This window comes from Rosistilla oblonga (assembly GCF_007751715.1).
GTDB lineage: Bacteria > Planctomycetota > Planctomycetia > Pirellulales > Pirellulaceae > Rosistilla > Rosistilla oblonga.
In genome coordinates this window covers 553830-573284 of the sequence record NZ_CP036292.1, presented here as the reverse complement: position 1 = coordinate 573284, position 19455 = coordinate 553830, and the positions used below count along the sequence as shown (strand labels likewise).

Here is a 19455-nt window from a genome sequence, read left to right as displayed (position 1 = left end):
TCCGAACGGATGGAGCCGACATTGTGGTGATCGCTGTTGCCCACGGATCGCGGCCTCCCGACTACTGGACTGACCGGTGACCTAACGACCCTTGCAAATGCACCTGCGAATCATTCTCTGCCCAGCAGGTGCTCCGCAGAACGAGACGGTTGCGTCTCCTGTCGTATTTGGTATCGACACACGATGACGGGGCGGAACAAAACTTCGGCAGGATGATGGGAGCAAAATAGCCAATCGCACGAGGCGAAGTCTATTGGCGCTGCAGCTTCCGCGACGAACAACGCTCGCTCCCCCCGCTTTTCTCATTCTGCCAGCAATCATTCTGCCATCGTTCCCACAGCCAGCGAGACGATCCCCAGAACGAAGTGGACCGCAGAGCGATGGCTGGGGGAGCCGCGACGCCCGCGTGGTAATGCGTGTTGTATTAATTCTTCAAAGCGCGAACCCGCCCTGCCCTGCTGCTGTCTTGACCGCGGGGCTTGCCTAGTCAATAATCGAAGCGGCCTCCCGTTCCACCTTTTTTGCGACGTCTTCTAAATGACCATCCAACTGCACCTCCTATCGCTATACTTGCGACGCGCTGCCAAGGGCGAGTGCTAGGGGAACGATTGGATTCGCAAAACCGCGAACGTAACAAATCACCAAACCCCGTGGCTCGTCGATGAGCCACGGGGTTTTTTTATTGGATGAATCCGACTCAGCATTTCCAGGACCTTTTCCATGCCAGTCAACGATAACGAATCGACCGAAACACGCCACATCAAGATCTTCGACACGACGCTTCGCGACGGCGAACAATCGCCCGGCGCAAGCATGAATCTGAATGAGAAACTGGAAGTCGCGCAGATGCTGGTCGAATTGGGCGTCGACGTGATCGAAGCCGGTTTTCCGATCGCGTCGCCTGGCGACTTCGAAGCCGTCCGCGAGATCGCACAAACCGTTCGCGGCGCCACGATCTGCGGGCTCGCTCGCTGTGCCGAAAAGGATATCGACCGCGCCTGGGAAGCACTCAAAGGAGCCCCACAGCCGCGGATCCACGTCTTCTTGGCGACCAGCGCGATCCATCGCCAGTTCAAATTGAAGATGACGACCGACGAGATCGTCGAACGAGCGATCGCGGGCGTCACGCGTGCTGCCAACGTCTGCGACGACGTCGAATTCTCGCCGGAAGATGCCGCTCGGACCGAGCCCGATTTCTTGTGCCGCGTCGTCGAAGCGGCGATCACCGCCGGAGCGACAACGATCAACATCCCCGACACCGTCGGCTACACCACTCCGACTGAATTCCATGCTCGGATTAAGATGTTGATCGACCGCGTGCCCAACATCGACAAAGCCGTCATCAGCGTCCACTGCCACGACGACTTGGGGATGGCGGTCGCCAACAGCTTGGCTGGAGTTCAAGCGGGTGCCGGGCAAGTCGAATGCACGATCAACGGGATCGGCGAACGGGCCGGCAACTGTTCGTTGGAAGAAGTCGTGATGGCGCTCCGCACCCGATCCGACTTCTACAAAGTCGACACGCGAATCAACACTCAGCGTCTGGTCCCGGCCAGCCGATTGGTCAGCAGCACGACCGGAATGTCGGTCCAACGCAACAAAGCGATCGTCGGCCGCAACGCCTTCGCTCACGAATCGGGGATCCACCAAGACGGGATGTTAAAAGAACCGACCACGTACGAGATCATCCGCCCCGAAGATGTCGGATTTGCCAAGACCGACCTCGTGCTGGGCAAGCACAGCGGCCGGGCGGCGCTTGCCGATCGCGCTCGCCAGCTGGGTTTCCAATTGACCGGCGAACAATTGCAAGTCGTCTTCGAACGCTTCAAGGCGTTGGCCGACAAGAAAAAGGAGATCTACGACGGCGATATCACTGCGTTGATTCAACAACAGATCTCCGGCAACAACCAAGCCCAGTGGTCGCTTGTCGATTACGAAGTTCGCAACTCGCGGACCAGCACGCCGACCGTGAAGTTGACGCTTCGCCGCGGCGACGAAGAACATTCGGCCGAGGTCAACCAAGGGGACGGACCGATCGACGCCGCCTTCTGGGCCGTCGAACAGATCACCGGCATGAAAGTCATGTGCAAGGATTTCCAAGTCCACAGCGCCACGCTGGGTCGCGACGCGCAAGGCGAAACGACGCTGGAGATCGAATATAACGGCAAGACCTATCGCGGGATCGGCGTCAGCACCGACACGGTCGAAGCGACGATCCTGGCGATGCTCAACGCCGTCAATCGGATCGCAGCGGAGACCGAAAACGCCTCCTGACGCGGATGCCAAAACGGTGAATGGCGAGTCGCCTTTCGCCTAGCAATACTAGCACGAAGCGCAAGCGAGTGGAGATCCAACACTCGCGGGTGTTTCGGGCTAGTAACAGATTCAGGAGATTCAACACTCGCTCGCGCTTCGTGCTAGTAACAGATCCATCACTCGCTGGCGCTTCGTGCTAGTAACAGGATAGATGCGACCGTTGACAGCCGCGGCAGGACAACACGGCTTTGATTCCCAATGCCACTGTAGATATCTATGCGTCTGTTAATCGATGGATACAACCTGCTGCACCAATCCGACCTGATGGGAACCGGTCATGGAGCGGCATGGTTGGAACGGGCGCGGCAGCGATTGATCGATACGATCGCTGCCTATTTGGAACCGCAAGACCTTCCCCAAACGACGATCGTCTTCGACCGTCACTCGGGAAAACAGATCGACGCCCACCAGGTCGACTCCAGCGGAATCCAAATCTTCTATGCCGTCGACCATCCTGAAGCGGACGACTTGATCGAAGACTTGATCGCAAAGAGTTCGCACCCCAAGCAATTGACTGTCGTCTCGTCGGACCATCGGCTTCAAAAAGCGATCGATCGCCGCGGCGGGAAATCGGTCGACGCGGACATCTGGTACGAACGACTGCTCGCTGGCCAAGTCACTACCGGTGCGAAGAAAAACAAACAAGGCCGTGGCAATCGACAGGCCAAGCGAGGCAAATCGCACAAGCCCGACAGCCCACTGACCGACGAACAACTGGCCCGCTGGCTGGATCGGTTTAATGCCGACGCGATCCAAGACGAACTCAGCTCGCTCGCCGAAGAACCCTCGCCAATTCCCAAACCATGCCCCCCTGCCCTGCCCCAGCCCAAAGCAAAGCCAGCTAAAAAAGCAACCAAACAAAAATCGCAGCCCAAGCCACTCAAGAAGCCAGCGCCGCCGCGGAGCAAAAAGAAGCAGCCTGCAACGAAACCGGACGACCTCAGCAAACGCAAACTGCAGCAAGAGAACTACAACCCCTTCCCCGAAGGCTACACCGACGACCTCTGGGATGAATAAGGAACACACTCGGCGAGATCCGAGGCTTCCGCCTTTTTTAAGATGTGCAGTTAGCAGCAACTGCAGCATCCGCCGGTCGCGATCTATCGCAGGTCGAATGAAGAGGCGAGTCCGGACAATAAAAGCCCCCCCTGCCCTGCCCCACGTATAGCAGTTGCTGCCGACTCGATTGCCCCCTTGTTGCTTGCTCAGATTGCAGCAACGATCTAATCGACCGCGCACCCTGCGGCGAACCTCCCACTCTACAATGCATCCGCCCAGCGTAACTGCGATCCACCGCGCGATCGCGTTGGCCGCGATTCACCTCCCCAATCCTCAACGCCTGCCATGTCGAGCTCGACCGAATCCGCCACTCCCAATTCGCCCGACGATCTCGATAACGCAAACGGCGAATCGGCGCGACGGCTACCTAAAAAGAAGACGCGAGCTGAAAAGCTGGGCCGATCGACGGTGATGCTGCTGCGGCGGATCCATCTCTATTCGGGTATCTTCATGTTCCCCTGGGTGCTGATGTACGGGTTCAGCGGATGGATGTTCAATCACCCGCGGATGTTCACCGCCGACGAAGTCACCACCTACCACGCGGCGGATCTCGACGCCGGGCTGCTGACCGACCTGACATCGGCGCAGCAGACAGCGATTGCGGTCGTCGAACAAATCAACCTTCTAACGTCCGAATCGCAGGGCCCCGAGCTGCGCATCACCGACGACCGGCGACCGCTGTTCAGCGGACACCTGGAATACAACGTCAACACTCCCACCGCCAAACATCAATTGGCCGTCAATCCCGTCACCGGCGACGGCGAAGTTCGCACGACGCTTGTCGACGCCGAAGCTGACGACGCGGCAGATGATAAATCCGATCCGTTGGCAGAGGTCTATCGAGTCGAGATCGAGCCCAATGTTTCTGCCGACATCCAACGCCAGATCCCCGAAGTGCTCGATCAATTGGGGCTGCCATCGAACCGGGCCAGCCTCGGGTATCGAAAACTGAGCGTCGTCTTTTCGGCTGAAGCCGACGGCATTCCCTGCATCGTCAGCTACAACTTGGCCGACGGCAGCGTCAACAGTGTTCGCGAGGACGACCGCCCGCAACTGACCAAAAAAGCCTTCTTGCAACGCATGCACCTGGGACGAATCTACACGCCGGTCGTGGAGATCCGTTGGCTGTGGGCGCTGCTGGTCGATGTGATGTTCGTCTCGATGGTCTTCTGGGGCTGTTCGGGTTTGTTGATGTGGTGGCAGATCAAACGAACGCGATGGTTGGGGATGGGCCTGCTTGCGACAAGCATCTTATTCGCAACCTTCGTCGGCCTGGGCATGCACGATCAAATGACCAGCACCGGGCCGCCGAAGAAGATCCCAGCAGAAAAGGCAACCGACACCAAGGCGTCAAACCAATCGAACTGACTCGTGGCTGAGCACTCTGGTCAATCTCGAGCAGAACGAAGTCGCAATGCCCTTGTTACAATAGGCGCCAGCCCCAACCGCAGGCCAGCGGATGCCTGCAGACGAGTAAACAAAACAGCAGTCAACTTTACAGCCCAAGAGGAATGAGAGAACCGATGACTCACCGATCCTTCCTTCACATCTCGCTAGCAGCATTGTTTGCCCTCTCGGTCCAAACGTCGGCACGACTGGAAGCCCAACAGACGGCAACCGAAGCTCCCGCCACGATTCCGCTGCCCGCTGGGATCAACGACAACTTCAAGGATCCCGAACTCAACGTCAGCGAATGGCTGGATCGCTTCGAAGTCGAAAGCCGCGAGGTCTACGCCGGGCGAAAAGCTGTGCTCGAAGCGTGTGCGATCAAACCGGGCGAAAGGATCGCCGACGTCGGAGCGGGGACCGGTTTCTACAGCCAGTTGTTTGCCAAGACGACCGGTTGGGACGGATGGGTCTACAGCGTCGACATCGCACCAAGCTTCCTGCAGCACATCGCCTCGCGAGCGACAGCCGATGGGATCGAAAACCTAACGCCCGTGCTTGGCACCGACGTTTCGATCCGCTTGCCTTCCGAATCGGTCGACCTGGTATTCATCTGCGATACCTACCATCACTTTGAAAAGCCGATGCAATCGCTGGCGTCGATCTACCGTGCATTAAAGCCCGGCGGGCGATTGATCCTGATCGACTTCGACCGCATTCCAGGCAAATCGCGCGAGTTCATCCTCGGCCATGTGCGGGCTGGAAAAGAGGTCTTCCAAAGCGAAGTCATCGCGGCCGGCTTCCAGTTCACCGATGAAGTCGAAGTCGATGCGTTCGAAGAAAACTACCTGCTGCGATTCACCAAGCCTCGCAAGTAAGAAGCGACGTCTTCGGTTGGTCGCCTTTCGCTCCGCGAAAGTGCGCACGCCGACCGCACTTTCGCGGAGCGAAAGGCGACCATCGTTCTATTCGGCCAGCGCGACTTGGCGGGCTTGCCGCGTCGCTCGGCTCTGCATCTGCAGGCCGCCGACGATGAAGACGGTCACGCCGGTCCAGACGAACAGAAAACCGATCAGTTTGCTGCCGCCAAACGCTTCGCCTAACAACACGACGCCGACAAACCACTGCAACGTCGGCCCCACGTATTGCAAGATCCCAATCGTTGTCAGCGTGACGCGCTTGGCTGCGGTCGCAAACAGAGCCAGCGGTGCGATCGTGAGCGCTCCGCCGATGATCAACAGCAACCAGGTGACCGGAGAGTAAGGCTGTGCGCCCGGATCGGGCGATTGCAGCAACAGGAACGCCAACGCGGCGGGAAACAGCAGCCCCGTCTCGATCGACAATCCTTCCAACGGCGGCAGCGTCGCCTTCTTCTTCAGCAGACCATAGATTGCAAAAGCGGAGGCCATCGCCAACGCGATCCACGGCATCCCCGAGCCCATCATCACCATCACGGCAACGCCAATCGCGGCAAATCCGACGGCGATCCACTGAAATGGCTTCAAGCGTTCGCCCAACACGACGACTCCAAGCAACACGTTCAGCAGCGGATTGATGTAGTAGCCCAGAGAGGCCTGCAGCACTTGGCCGCTGCCAACTGCGTACATGAACGCACCCCAGTTGATCCCGATCATCGTCGCTGTCGCCGCGTAGATCGCCAGTTTCCGCGGCTCGCGTAGCTGCAGCAGAGCACGACGCAGCTGAGGCATCGCGATCGATAGCGTCATCAACAACAGGAACGACCAAATCACCCGGTACGCCGTCAGCGTGGCCGAGGGAACGTAATCGAGCAGGTGCCAGTAGAGCGGAAAAAAGCCCCACATCATATGTGCACCAACAGCGCACATCGCACCGATCCGCTCGTGACGCGTCGACAAATCGCACTCTTCACCCTGCTGCTCGTTCAACCCGTTTTCCTTTTCCGTAGTCCCTTTTCCCGTCACTCTCGATTGATCGGTGTCGATCGCCAACCCACCGCTTGAGACAACCTATCGGGCGATAGGTTCAGTGACAACGGACACCATCTAGCGGCTGGCCCGCTGCAAACGGGAGCCCCCACTCTCGCAATAACAAGCGCCGCCGACATGCCAGCGAACCGATGCCACTGGCCCAGCCTACACACCCAAGCCATTCCTGAATATGTGCCCGAGCGATTCGAATCGGTGCAAGCATTCCCATTGTTCAGGGCGCGTGATGAACCGGCTAAATTCGTGTGAACATACGGTTGCCGCAAATGAACGTGGGGAGCGACGAAGGACAAATGCAGCTCGGCGAGACGTGGGATTGTAGCCGACGATCAACCGTGGCATTTTTCGCTTCGATGGTCGCCTTTCGCTCCGCGAAAGTGCGCGCTGCTGACGCACTTTCGCGGAGCGAAAGGCGACCAACGGAATTGCCGTTCATATTGACGACGGCGATCCGCCGAGCGACACCCAACGTTGTTCTGCCGATGACGTCTGACCGGCTTCGGCCAACGCAACTCCGTCGACTCCACGACGCAGCGTCCAAGGAAATGGTTCGTCCGCCGCAACGTGCCGCAAAAACAACTCCCACTGAACCTTAAAGGCGTTGTCGTAGGTCGTCGTGTCGGGCAGCTTCTGCCATCCACTGTGGAAGTCGATCGGTTGTGGGATGTCGGGATTCCAAACCGGTCGCGGCGTCGCAGCCATCTCTTGAACCCAACAGTCTCGCAATCCAGCGACCGCCGATCCCTTGGTCCCATCGATTTGGATCGTCAACAGATCGTCGCGTCGCACGCGCGTCGCCCAAGAGCAATTGAACTGGCACGTGATCCCGCTTTCGGTCACAAAAATCGCATACGCCGAATCGTCCGCGGTGCAGGCATAAGGGTTGCCCGCCTCGTCGATTCGCTCGGGCAGATCGATCGTCGCGTGAGCCAGAACGCGATCGATTGGGCCCAACAGATCGCCCAGCAGATATTGCCAATGACAGAACATATCCAGCATCATTCCGCCGCCGTCCTCGCGACGATAGTTCCACGAAGGCCGCTGCGCCGGGCGATCGGGATCATGGCCGGTGAAGACCCAATAACCAAACTCGCCGCGGACGCTGAGGATATCGCCGAAAAAACCTCCGTCGCGGAGCGTTCTCAATTTGCAAACGCCCGGCAACCACAACTTGTCCTGGACCACACCATTTTTGATTCCCGCCGATTCACAAAGCTCGGCTAAGACCATCGCCTGTGACACATCGACGGCGATCGGTTTTTCGCAATAAACCGCCCTGCCCTGCTGAGCCGCCTGACGGACGATCGACGCCCGCATCTGAGTACTCGAAGCATCGAAGACGATATCGACCCGGGGATCGGTCAGGACGGCAGCGACATCGGTCGACCAAGCGACCTGCGTCCCGATCTCTTGGTCCGCCACAACCTCCGCCAAGTGTCGCAACTTCGTTTCGTTGCGTCCAAGCAGAATCGGCGTCACCTGAATCATTTCTCCGTTGGCCGCACGGACGCCTCCTTGGCGCATGATCGCCAAAATCGAGCGGACAAAATGTTGATGGGTTCCCATCCGCCCGGTGACACCGTGCATCGCGATCGTCAGGTTTGTCATCTCGCCGACCAACTATTGAATGCTAGAGCTATCGAAGAACGAAACCGACCGATCAGTCTTTATCGGCTTGCAATACGGAGACAAACGCCTTCTGCGGGATGTTCACGCTGCCGAACTGCTTCATCTTCGCCTTACCCTTCTTCTGCTTCTCCAACAGCTTGTTCTTTCGCGTCACATCACCGCCGTACAGTTTGGCCGTAACATCTTTGCGATAGGGTTGGATCGTAGCTCGGGCGATGATCGTGCCGCCGATCGCACCCTGGATCGGGATCTTGAACTGGTGTCGTGGAATCGCCTCGGCAAGCTGTTCGCAGTAGTGCAACGCTCGCGTCCGTGCCTTCTCGCGGTGGACCAAATAAGAGAGTGCATCGATCGGTTCTTTGTTGACCAAGATCTCGACCTTCACCACGTCGGTCGTGCGGTATTCGATCGGCACGTAATCGAACGATCCGTAGCCGCGGGTGATCATCTTCAGCTTGCCGTAGAAATCGAACAGCACCTCGCCTAGCGGCATCTCGCTGACCACTTCGACACGCCCCGCCGACAGGTAGTTCATCGTCTGCGATTCGGAGCGATGATCTCGACACAACTCCATGATCGGACCGACATACGCCTCGGGCGTCAGGATCGTCGCCTTGATATAAGGTTCCGCCGCCGACTGGATCTTCATCGGGTCGGGCCAATAGCTCGGGTTGTCGACTTCCAACGTCGAGCCGTCGGTCATCGTCAACTGATACTTCACCGAGGGAGCGGAAATCACCAGCCCGATGTCAAACTCGCGTTGCAGTCGTTCCTGGATCACGTCCAGGTGCAACAAGCCGAGGAAGCCGCAACGGAAGCCGAAGCCCAACGCGGCGGAGCTATCTTTTTCGTAAGTCAACGCAGCGTCGTTGATGGCCAATTTGTCCAAAGCCTTGGTCAGGTCCTGGTATTCGTCGGTGCTCATCGGATAGACCGACGAGAAGACGACTTGGCGTGCCGGTTGATAGCCTGGGATCGGTTCGGTGGCTGGGCGATCTGCCAACGTAATCGTATCGCCGATCTCGATGTCTTGAACGCTTTTGACTCCCGCGACGATGTAGCCGACTTCGCCCGCGCTGAGCTGTTTGCGAGGTACGAGTTTCAGTTGGTTGTAGCCAAGTTCATCGACTTTGAAGTCGCGATCGGTATGCATGAAGTGGATGATATCGCGCGGCTTGAGCGTCCCTTCCATGACGCGAACCTGCAGGATCACGCCGCGGTATTTATCGAAGTGGGCGTCGAAGACCAGAGCTTTCAGCGGCGCCTCGGGGTCGCCGGTGGGCGCTGGTAGATGTTCGACGATCCCAGCCAGCACGTCTTCGATCCCGACGCCGGTCTTGGCGGAGACGGGAATCGCTGCAAACGGATCGAGCCCCAAATCCGCATCGATCTCCTCGCGAGCTCGATCGACGTCGGCTGCCGGCAGATCGATCTTGTTGATCACCGGCAACATTTCCAAATCGTATTCCATCGCCAGATAGAGATTGGCGACCGTCTGCGCCTCGACGCCCTGGGAGGCATCGACGACGATCAACGCGCCGTCGGAAGCCATCAGTGAACGGCGGACCTCGTGCGAAAAATCGACGTGTCCGGGCGTATCGATCAGGTTCAGCAGATAGTCCTGGCCATCGGGGGCTCGATAGTCGAGCGTGACGGTATTGCTTTTGATCGTGATCCCCCGCTCGCGTTCGATATCCATCGAATCGAGCAACTGGTCCTGGAACTCGCGCAGCGAAACACCGCCGCACGACTGGATCAAACGATCCGCGAGCGTCGATTTACCGTGATCGATATGGGCGATAATGCAAAAATTGCGAATATGTTTCATTCGTCGAGTTCTTTGAGGTGGGGGAGCCATTGTCTCGCAAGCACCTCAATCCTAATGAAAGAAGCAGACCGACGACAGGGAACGCCGGTTCGAGAACATCCTGGCTCGCAATGCCGCCCCCCACGCGACTGGCTTGTTCAAGGACTCCGGCCTCGGCGACAATAAGGGGCGGAGGTGCCCGATGGCTCTGGGGATCAGTCCTTTAGTCGACTTTGCTTTCAAAATGATCTTTGGCAGTCCCGAGAGTGCTCAGGCGCTGATCGGACTGCTCAATGCAGTGCTCGACCGCGACTCGCCGATCACCGAAGTCGAGATCCTCAACCCGTTCAACTACCAAGAATTCGCCGATGCCAAACAGATCGTCTTGGATGTCAGAGCACGCGATGACCTGGGGCGGTCGGTGAACGTGGAAATGCAGGTGGCGCGAGCCAGCGGCCTGCTGCAACGAATGACCTACTATGCCTGTTCGCTATACACCGACCAACTGGAACGAGGCAACGAATACTGGACGCTCCGTCCCGCAATCTCGATCTGCTTTTTGAATGACTGGCTATTTCGCGACACGGCCCAGCAGCATCACCGCTTTGAACAGACCGACAGGGCCAGCGGTCGTCGATTACCCGCCGGGATCGAAGTACACACGATTGAGCTGCCGAAGTATAATTTAGTAACCGAAACAATCAGCCGAGCCAGTCGGATCGAACAATGGGTTTTCTTCCTATTACGGGCCGACCGGTACTCCGCAGCGGAATTGCAGGCGATGCTTCCTGGTCTCGAATTCCATGCAGCGATTTCTGTTGTTGAACGGATCGCATCCAAAACCGAGGACCGCGTCATGTACGACCAACGAGAAAAAGCGATTCGAGACCAGCAATGGCTGCTCAGCTCCGCACGCCAGGAAGGCGAACAAGCGGGCGTGCTCGCCGGTCAAATCCAGCTGCTCCAGCGATTGTTGCAACAGCCCGAACAGCCATTGGAAGAACTGCTGCAATTGCCCACCGAAAAACTGACGGCACAACATACCGATCTCCAATCGCAAGCTCGCCTCCGCAACACCTGAGACGCGGCCTGCCCAACGCCTCTGCCGCCGCCAGACGCGACAGTTCGAAACGTCCGGCTCAATGCAATTGCAAGCAAAGCTGTCGACGATGTCGCACCGAAGACTTTTTGGAAAAAGGGCTCAAGCTTTGCGGCTCCGATGCCGGGATTCGCTCTTGGCCCGCGTGACATCGCCTGTCTATACTCCCGCCAACGCGCTACCATTTTGAGTACAAAATCGATCGATCTTGCTGGCAGACGGCGACCAAGGAAGGCAACGCATGTTCCAAAAGACTCTACACGCATCGCTCACGATCGCACTGGCGATTGGTTTTGCGACGTCCGCGCGCAGCCTCTACGCCCAAGTTACTCCGCCGCCCACAACCGGTGGACTCTCGACACCGCCGAGCATGCAACGCGCACCGGCCACAACCGCGGCGACTTCGGTCAGCGGGCAGCTGCCGCGCGACGCGAACCAAGAGTTCCGGCAATACGATCTGAGCCGCTACACCAACAATCTGTCGAAGATCGACAAGCCCGAACAAGCTGTCGTCGATTGGGTGCTGCGAGAAACCGGCACCGACGTCTGGTTCTCCGAACCGTTTGGGTTCCTTAGCACCAACCGCAACATGCTGACCGCCTACCACACGCCGGAGATGCAAGCGGTTGTCAAAAAAATGGTCGACCGATTCGTCAACGGCCCCACCGATCCTCAGATCCTGAAGATGCGTCTGCTGACCGTATCCAGCCCCAACTGGCGGGCTCGCGCTCTGCCGTTGATCCAAGACGTCAACGTGCAATCGCCGGGTGTCCAAGCTTGGCTGCTGACCAAAGAAAACGCCGCCGTGCTGATTTCGATGCTCAGCTCGCGAACCGACGCTCGCGAATCGCAAAACTCCCAAATGACGATCTACAACGGGCAAACCCAATCGCTTTCGAGCACCAAAGGGCGAACCTATGTCCGCACGATCCGCCAAGCGTCGACCGTCTGGCCACCCTATGAACCGGAGATCAGCGAAGTCCACGAAGGCTATCAATTGGAGATCAGCCCGCTGTTGGACACCGATGGCAAAACGATCGAATGCGTGATCCGAGCCCAGATCGACCAAGTCGATAAATTGGTTCCAGTCGGCATCGACCTGCCGCTGCCCAACGGACAATCGCACCGCACGCAGATCGAAGTGCCACAGATCGTCAGCTGGCGACTGCACGAACGCTTCCGCTGGGATTCCGACATGGTCCTGCTGCTGTCGTGCGGCGTGATCGCCAGCCCCGATCGGCAAACTTCGTCCAATCCACTGCTGAACCTCGACCGTTTCATCGGCAACACCCCCGGCCGCGCCGATGCCCTGCTGTTCATCACCTTTGGCGGCCGCGCCGGCGAAGGACTCGCTCCTGCTCCCGCTCCCCAAGCAGCGGTCGCGGGAAGCATCAGCCGAGGCCGTTACTAATCCGATCGAATCGAAAAAATCGATCGGCAGGCGAGCGGATCAGCTGGCACGCCCTGCGAGACCAAAGCGTCAGATCGGCTAAAAACCGAGCGAAAATGGTCTCACCCTGGGTGGCTTAATCCCTGTCTTTTCAGCGGTTCTTGCCAAGTTCGCCCGCCCTCCCCTGCTCCACCCCGTTCACTCCAGCCCAGGTTGGGATAAAATGCCCGGTTTGGCAAGCTACCTCTCAAATTGCTTTGAATATGCGTGACTCCGTCTCTCCTCGCCGCGTTGTGATCACTGGTGTCGGACTAATCAGCCCGCTGGGCAATCAAGTCGAAGCGGTGTGGGAAGCATTGCGCGACCGCAAGAGCGGCGTCGACCTGCTGCAAGCCCTCCCCAGCGATGCGATGTCGATCAGTTGTGGCGCCGAGGCGCGCGACTTCACCGGCAGCATCAGCGAATTTGGTCCGTTGGACAAACAGCTCCAACGCGCGATCAAAAAGGGACTGAAGCTGATGTGCCGCGAGATTGAGATGGGCGTCGCAGCAGCTCAATTGGCGCTGCACGATTCGGGACTCTCGTCCGACGTTCGCGACCCCGACCGCACCGGCGTCCTCTATGGCAGCGACTATATTATGACGCTGCCCGAAGAATTCGCCGCCGGGATTCGCAAGTGCCAGGATGCCGAAGGACGCTTCCAATTCGAACGCTGGAGCGAACTGGGGCTGCCCGAAGTCAATCCGCTGTGGCTGTTGAAGTATCTGCCGAACATGCCCGCCAGTCACATCGCGATCTACAACGATCTGCGCGGTGCCAACAATTCACTCACCTTGCGCGAAGCCTCTCCCGGAGCGGCGATCGGCGAAGCTGTCTCGACAATCTCCCGCGGGATCGTCGACGCGATGGTCGTTGGAGCGACCGGCACACGGATCAATCCCTTCCGCACGCTGCACGTGGTGATGCAAGAAGTTCTGGCCGGCGGAAGTGAAAACCCGGCGGGACTGAGTCGCCCGTTCGACAAAGACCGCACCGGTTCGGTGCTGGGCGAAGGAGCGGGTGCGTTCATCCTGGAAGAACTGGAATTCGCGAAAGCTCGCGGCGCCGAGATCCTTGGCGAAGTCGTCGGCTTCGGCTCCGGGACCGCTGGCGCCACTGCGGGGCCTCAGTTCATCCAAACCGCGATGGCCAACGCGTTGCGTGGTGCGATGCGGAACAGCGACACAAGCGTCGGTCACGTCAACGCCCACGGCATTGGCACCCCCGACGGCGACATCCAGGAAGCTGCTGCGATCGTCGAAGTTCTGGGCCCCGACACGCCGCCAGTCGTTGCCGCCAAGGGCAACTTCGGCAACCTCGGTGCCGGCGGCGGAATGGTCGAAGCGATCGCCAGCATCCAAGCCCTTTCCGAGGGTTCGCTGTGGCCGACGCTGAACTACGAGACCCCCGACGCCGACTGCCCTATCAACGTCGTCAGCTCCAACGACGTCCCGGCCGGCGATAACTTCGTCAGCTTGAACGTCTCGCCTCAAGGCCAAGCGACGGCGTTCCGAATCGCGAAATTTGCCGGCTAATCCGCGTTCGCGGCCGCAAATACGCGTTTCCTAGATCGAACCGCCGACAATCACGCCGCAGCAAACGGCTTCCGCTCGCTGCCGCCGTGGACTTGTTTCCGGCGTTCGGAGCGTCGATGATATTGGCGGTTCCGACCTTGCGTGGCACGAAACGCTGCACACTCTGCCCTTAACGGCTGAGATGCCGTTGCAGGACCACGCGAATCGAACCGCAGGCCCCGCGTCGGAATCGCGCCTCCTCCAACTCCTTTATTATTCTAGAGCTGCCATGACTGCTTTTCCCGAAATCGGCAAGATCGCTTACGAAGGTCCTGAATCGGACAACCCGCTGGCCTTCCGTTGGTACAACCCCGACGAAGTTGTCGAAGGGAAGACGATGAAGGATCACCTGCGATTCAGCGTCGTCTATTGGCACACCTTCCGCGGCACGGGATCGGATCCGTTTGGCCCCGGCACGGCTGTTCGTCCCTGGGAAGATGGCACCGATTCAGTCGAAAACGCCTGCAACCGAGCCCGCGTGGCGTTTGAGTTCATCGAGAAACTGGGAGCTCCGTTCTACGCGTTCCACGATCGCGATATCGCTCCCGAAGGCGCATCGCTCGCCGAAACCAACCGCAACCTCGACGCCGTCGTCGCCGTCCTCAAAGAGGAACAGCAACGGACCGGCATCAAGCTGTTGTGGGGAACGGCGAACATGTTCAGCAACCCCCGCTTCATGCACGGTGCAGCCACGTCATGCAACGCCGACGTCGTCGCGTACGCCGGCGCTCAAGTTAAAAAGGCCCTCGAAGTCACCAAGGAACTCGGCGGCGAGAACTACGTTTTCTGGGGCGGCCGCGAAGGCTACCAGAACCTCTACAACACCGACATCCGCCGCGAACTGGATCACCTGGGATCGTTCTTCCACATGGCTGTCGATTACGCCAAAGAGATTGGTTTCGACGGGCCGTTCTTGATCGAACCGAAGCCGAAAGAACCGACGAAACATCAGTACGATTCGGACGCCGCCGCCTGCATCAACTTCCTTCGCGCGTACGAACTGACCGACCATTTCAAATTGAACATCGAGACCAACCACGCCACGTTGGCTGGCCATTCGATGATGCACGAATTGGATTACGCCGGCGCTCAAGACATGATCGGTTCGATCGATGCCAACACCGGCGACATGCTGCTGGGTTGGGACACCGACCAGTTCCCGACCGATTATTACCTGACCTCGCAAACGATGCTGATGCTGCTGAAATACGGCGGTCTGACCACCGGCGGCGTCAACTTCGATGCCAAGGTGCGACGCGAGAGCTTCGAACCGATCGATCTGTTCTACGCTCACATTGGCGGCATGGACGCGTTTGCTCGCGGGCTGAAGATCGCCGCTGCGATCCGCGCCGACAAGGCGTTGGAAAACTTTGTCAGCGAGCGCTACGCAAGCTTCGATTCGGGGATCGGCCAGAAGATCGAACAGGGCAAGACCAGCCTAAAAGAACTGGAAGCCTACATGCTCGAAAAGGGTGAAGCCGACGCGAACCAGAGCGGCCGCCAAGAGATGCTCGAAAACGTTTTTAATCGCTACATCGACCGCGCCTAGCCAGGCGTGGTGAAACGAACGGTTCCTTTACGAGCGACCGCAAACGTTTTTAATCGCTACATCGACCGCGTGTAGCCCAAACGCCCCTCCTAGAAAAAAACGCCCTCGCGAATGCTCGACCTACGATCGCTATTGTTCTTGCTCGCAGTCACCGTGCTGCCGGCTGCGATCATCAGTTGGATCGTCGTTGCGGTGGTGCGTCGGTTTGCCGAACCGTTAGGACTCGTCGACCGACCGGGAGAGCGGAAGGTCCACACCACTCCCACGCCACTAGGCGGCGGGATAGGGATCTGGGCCGGAATCATCGGCACCTTCCTGGCGGGATCGATCACCGTCTGGTACCTGATCGACCTGCCGACAATCGCCAACCTGTTGCCAGCGAGCGTCCTGGAACATGTCGACGGGCTGCGATTTCGCACCCGCGAATTATGGTTGGTGCTTGGGGCGGGGACTGTCCTGACGCTGCTGGGGCTTGTCGACGATTGGCGCGGCTTGCCAGCGACACTTCGCCTGGCGATCGAATTCGCTGTCGCAATCGCCAGCGTTTTGGTGCTCGGTTACGGCCTGACCGCCTTCATTCCCGTCCCGTTGGTGACGTCGACACTCTCGGTGATCTGGATCGTCGCGTTGATCAATTCGTTCAACATGCTGGACAACATGGATGGGCTGAGCGGCGGAGTGGCGGCGATCATCGCGGCGATGCTGGCGGCGGTGATGCTGTTGAGTCCCGATCCCGACACGCAACAGCCGCAGTTTTTTGTCGCGGCGCTGCTGCTGGTCGTCGTCGGATCGCTGTTGGGATTCCTGTGGCACAATCGCCCTCCGGCAAAGATCTTCATGGGCGACGCGGGCAGTTATCTTGTCGGGTTCCTGATCGGAATCGCAACTCTGGCGGCGACTTACGCCGGTTACCAAGGAAGCGAACGACCGCATGGTGTCCTGGCGCCGCTGTGCGTGATGGCGGTGCCGCTGTACGACATGACAACGGTTCTGTGGATTCGGATCCGCGAGGGACGCAGCCCGTTCGTCGCCGATAAGAGCCATTTCTCGCATCGGCTGGTTGATCTGGGACTCACGAAAGTTCAAGCTGTGCTGACGATCTATCTGGTCACGGGAACCTGTGGTCTGGCAGCGCTGCTGTTGGGCCGCGTCGATTCCCAAGCGGCGATCATCGTCGTGGGGATCGTCCTCTGCATGCTCGCTCTTGTTGTGATTCTGGAATCGACCGGTTGGCGAAGAAAAAACAAAGACTGACGACCACTAAGCCGAAGCCGCCCGCACCGAGCCATCGCGACGGCCAGAGCGATGCTTCGGCAGCCCCGTGGCCGCCGGTTGCTTATGCGGGCACACTGGCGCGGTTCGGAATTGCGGCGTTGTTGATCGCAACCCTGATGGCCCCCGCCGACAGCACGGCGGTGGAGCAGGGATCGGCAACCTACCTGAGTCTACTGACGCTACCGCTGGCGATCGCTGCATTTTTCTACTGGCCCGCGGGACCAACGCAGGGCCGCCGGACTGAACTGCTGCTGCTGGCCCTCGTCGTTTGGGTCGGCCTCGCCACGTGGTCGGTCGCCGGTCGCGGGAACGTCCGTTTTGCGATCAACGAGTTTTGGGTCTGGCTCGGCTGCCTAGCGACTTACGCAGCGGCTCGACGCGTGATCGTCACGACAGCCCAGAAACAGTGTCTCGCCATCGTCCTGTTAGCGTCATTAACGACGCTGGCAGTCCACGCGATCCACCAGAAATACATCAGCATTCCCGCATCGATCGAGCAATATCGCCAGGATCCCGACGGACAATTGCGACTCGCCGGACTCGACGCTCCAGCCGGATCGGCGCTTCGCTACCAGTACGAAGGCCGGCTGTTTGCCGCGGAGTCGATGGCGACGTTCAGCCTGTCGACGTCGGCGGCGGTGATCCTGTTCATGGGACTCGCGATCGCCGGCGGCATGATTTTGTGGCGACAGAAATTGCAACTGACGCAGTGGCAGACGGTGGCGGCGGCGGTTGCCACGGCGATATTCGCCTGGGGAATCCTAACCACCGGCAGCCTGATCGTGCTGATTCTTTCGATCGCCGCAGCGATCACGATGCTGGCGTGCCGATTTATCGGTGGCGCCTTGTCGAATGTCGCCCTTCGCTCTGCGAAAGGCTCGGAGTCAGAACGCACTTTCGCGGAGCGAAAGGGGACACTTGCGCCGCGGTTGGCCGGAGCGGTCGCGGTTGCCTGTGCCCTGGGAGGAACCTGCCTGGGCGCGGCGATCACCCACTCCCCTGCCCTGCTGGCAAAATTCCCGCTGTCGGTTCAGTTCCGGTTTCAATATTGGGCCAGCAGCTTCCGAATGCTCGCCGACCAGCTGTGGTTCGGCGCCGGGCCGGGGAACTTTCAATCGACCTACCCGCGATTTAAAGCTGCGTCGATGAGCGAGATGATCGCCGACCCGCACAACTTCCTGTTGGAGTCAGCGACCGCGGCGGGACTGCCAGTCGGCATCCTGTGCCTAGCGATCTTGTGGAGCTTGGCGGCAGCTTGGAGCCGCAGCAACTTAGAGGAACATTCGACTGAACCGACAAACGACCAAGAAGGACCGAGCCGCGAGAGAGACTCAGCCACTAGCGGCAACTGCGACTGGGCGATCTGCGGCGGCGCGTTGCTGTCGGTTGTGAGCGTCTGGTTCCTGGGGCCTTGGTTTGGCGTGGCTCCCGATATCGAACCCTATCTGATTTCGATCCCGATGGCGGCGACATTCGTCTATTTCATGGCCGGCTGGTTCGGGACGGATGTCAACTGGGAAGCGATCGCATGGCCGGGCTGCTTCGCCGTCCTGGCCGCCCTGCTCTTCTCCGGAGGTTGGACGACGCCAGGGATCGCGATACCGCTGTGGGCTCTGATCGGCGCGATCAGCTCGCGTGAAATGCCTGCCGAGGCGAACGCTCGCACGCCGCGACAGCTGAGCCTGCTGGCCGGGCTGGGGCTGCTGGCTCTGTTCAGCTCCACCACACTCACTCCCGTAATGCAAACGCTGGCGCTGACTCAAACCGCGGGAGACCGGATCGCCAGAGGCGACGCCCCCACGGCGATCCAGTTGCTGCGACAAGCGACAGAAGCCGACCGCTGGGATGCCGCGCCAGCAATGCAGCTGGAATCGGTCCTGACCGGTGCATTGATGCAGCAGTCGACTGCGGCAGCTCGCCAAGAGTGGCAGCAAGCGAAAGACGAAGTCCTGCGCCGCGAGCCTGGAAATCCGCGAGCCTGGCAGCGGCTGGCCGAATCCCAGCTGAGGATCTACCACCGCTGGGGCGACCGCCCGGACTTGCAGGCCGCGCTGGAATCGAGCGAAATCGCACTGCAGTTGGACCCGACAAGCATCCAGATCACCGCTCAGGTCGCCGTTTTTGCGGCCGCGGTGGGGGACAAGGACCGATCCGAAGCCGCCTGGCAACGCGCCGAGCAGTTGACGGCGGTCAACCAAAACACCGAATCGGAATGGAATTTGTTGCAAGTTCTGCCTGCCGACCGCCCGCTGGATGGCCGCAAACCGCTAGAATCGATAAGCGTCCAACAGGCGTGGGCGAACCGAAACCAGGGTCCCACCGTAGAAAACGACTAAAAATCGGTGCATCCCTCGTCGGTCGAACC

The 19455-nt window shown here is 59.3% G+C and carries 13 protein-coding genes; 10 read left to right on the top strand and 3 right to left on the bottom strand.

Annotated features, from left to right (window positions below):
• The first annotated feature begins 720 nt into the window (after positions 1 to 720).
• The 4 genes from CA51_RS02040 to CA51_RS02025 all read left to right on the top strand — a co-directional run bounded on the left by CA51_RS02040 (position 721) and on the right by CA51_RS02025 (position 5639).
• Positions 721 to 2274, top strand: a complete 1554-nt coding sequence (locus CA51_RS02040; protein WP_145117468.1) for a 2-isopropylmalate synthase — start codon at positions 721 to 723, stop codon at positions 2272 to 2274.
• Positions 2275 to 2532: 258 nt separating this feature from the next.
• Positions 2533 to 3333 (top strand): NYN domain-containing protein, encoded by an 801-nt coding sequence (locus CA51_RS02035; RefSeq protein WP_145117467.1) that lies wholly within the window; start codon positions 2533 to 2535, stop codon positions 3331 to 3333.
• 327 nt (positions 3334 to 3660) lie between these two features.
• Positions 3661 to 4743, top strand: coding sequence for a PepSY domain-containing protein (locus CA51_RS02030; protein ID WP_145117466.1), 1083 nt, complete (start codon positions 3661 to 3663; stop codon positions 4741 to 4743).
• A gap of 155 nt (positions 4744 to 4898) precedes the next feature.
• Positions 4899 to 5639, top strand: a complete 741-nt coding sequence (locus tag CA51_RS02025) for a class I SAM-dependent methyltransferase (RefSeq protein WP_145117465.1) — start codon at positions 4899 to 4901, stop codon at positions 5637 to 5639.
• Positions 5640 to 5726: 87 nt separating this feature from the next.
• On the opposite strand, the gene rarD is transcribed toward CA51_RS02025, so the two are convergent.
• From rarD to lepA, 3 genes are all read right to left on the bottom strand, one after another.
• Positions 5727 to 6668 carry an EamA family transporter RarD gene (rarD, locus tag CA51_RS02020; protein WP_231745942.1) on the bottom strand — a complete coding sequence of 314 codons (942 nt, stop codon included), beginning with the start codon at positions 6666 to 6668 and terminating at the stop codon, positions 5727 to 5729.
• A gap of 492 nt (positions 6669 to 7160) precedes the next feature.
• On the bottom strand, positions 7161 to 8336 hold the full coding sequence (locus tag CA51_RS02015) for a Gfo/Idh/MocA family protein (RefSeq protein ID WP_197451516.1): 1176 nt from the start codon (positions 8334 to 8336) through the stop codon (positions 7161 to 7163).
• Between the two features lie 52 nt (positions 8337 to 8388).
• Complete coding sequence (lepA, locus tag CA51_RS02010) at positions 8389 to 10185, bottom strand: translation elongation factor 4 (protein ID WP_145117464.1); 1797 nt, start codon at positions 10183 to 10185, stop codon at positions 8389 to 8391.
• Between the two features lie 181 nt (positions 10186 to 10366).
• Between lepA and CA51_RS02005 the strand changes: the two genes are divergently transcribed.
• The 6 genes from CA51_RS02005 to CA51_RS01980 all read left to right on the top strand — a co-directional run bounded on the left by CA51_RS02005 (position 10367) and on the right by CA51_RS01980 (position 19426).
• Positions 10367 to 11245 carry an Rpn family recombination-promoting nuclease/putative transposase gene (locus CA51_RS02005; protein WP_145117463.1) on the top strand — a complete coding sequence of 293 codons (879 nt, stop codon included), beginning with the start codon at positions 10367 to 10369 and terminating at the stop codon, positions 11243 to 11245.
• Between the two features lie 259 nt (positions 11246 to 11504).
• Positions 11505 to 12674 carry a hypothetical protein gene (locus tag CA51_RS02000; RefSeq protein WP_145117462.1) on the top strand — a complete coding sequence of 390 codons (1170 nt, stop codon included), beginning with the start codon at positions 11505 to 11507 and terminating at the stop codon, positions 12672 to 12674.
• 242 nt (positions 12675 to 12916) lie between these two features.
• A complete protein-coding gene (locus tag CA51_RS01995) occupies positions 12917 to 14227 on the top strand; it encodes a beta-ketoacyl-[acyl-carrier-protein] synthase family protein (RefSeq protein WP_145117461.1) in 1311 nt (436 codons plus the stop codon).
• A gap of 268 nt (positions 14228 to 14495) precedes the next feature.
• Entirely contained in the window at positions 14496 to 15815 is a 1320-nt protein-coding gene (gene xylA / locus CA51_RS01990) for a xylose isomerase (RefSeq protein ID WP_145117460.1), read from the top strand.
• A gap of 111 nt (positions 15816 to 15926) precedes the next feature.
• Positions 15927 to 17069 carry a glycosyltransferase family 4 protein gene (locus tag CA51_RS01985; protein WP_145117459.1) on the top strand — a complete coding sequence of 381 codons (1143 nt, stop codon included), beginning with the start codon at positions 15927 to 15929 and terminating at the stop codon, positions 17067 to 17069.
• Entirely contained in the window at positions 17045 to 19426 is a 2382-nt protein-coding gene (locus CA51_RS01980) for an O-antigen ligase family protein (RefSeq protein WP_145117458.1), read from the top strand. Before CA51_RS01985 ends, CA51_RS01980 begins: the two co-directional genes overlap by 25 nt.
• Positions 19427 to 19455: the final 29 nt, after the last annotated feature.

Bases quoted from the DNA above. Each gene is read 5' to 3' on its own strand.
- CA51_RS01995 (WP_145117461.1), top strand. From the start codon at position 12,917: ATGCGTGACTCCGTCTCTCCTCGCCGCGTTGTGATCACTGGTGTCGGA.
- CA51_RS02040 (WP_145117468.1), top strand. From the start codon at position 721: ATGCCAGTCAACGATAACGAATCGACCGAAACACGCCACATCAAGATC.
- CA51_RS02005 (WP_145117463.1), top strand. From the start codon at position 10,367: ATGGCTCTGGGGATCAGTCCTTTAGTCGACTTTGCTTTCAAAATGATC.
- CA51_RS02030 (WP_145117466.1), top strand. From the start codon at position 3,661: ATGTCGAGCTCGACCGAATCCGCCACTCCCAATTCGCCCGACGATCTC.
- CA51_RS02015 (WP_197451516.1), bottom strand. From the start codon at position 8,336: ATGACAAACCTGACGATCGCGATGCACGGTGTCACCGGGCGGATGGGA.
- xylA (WP_145117460.1), top strand. From the start codon at position 14,496: ATGACTGCTTTTCCCGAAATCGGCAAGATCGCTTACGAAGGTCCTGAA.
- CA51_RS02025 (WP_145117465.1), top strand. From the start codon at position 4,899: ATGACTCACCGATCCTTCCTTCACATCTCGCTAGCAGCATTGTTTGCC.
- CA51_RS02000 (WP_145117462.1), top strand. From the start codon at position 11,505: ATGTTCCAAAAGACTCTACACGCATCGCTCACGATCGCACTGGCGATT.
- lepA (WP_145117464.1), bottom strand. From the start codon at position 10,185: ATGAAACATATTCGCAATTTTTGCATTATCGCCCATATCGATCACGGT.
- CA51_RS01985 (WP_145117459.1), top strand. From the start codon at position 15,927: ATGCTCGACCTACGATCGCTATTGTTCTTGCTCGCAGTCACCGTGCTG.
- CA51_RS02035 (WP_145117467.1), top strand. From the start codon at position 2,533: ATGCGTCTGTTAATCGATGGATACAACCTGCTGCACCAATCCGACCTG.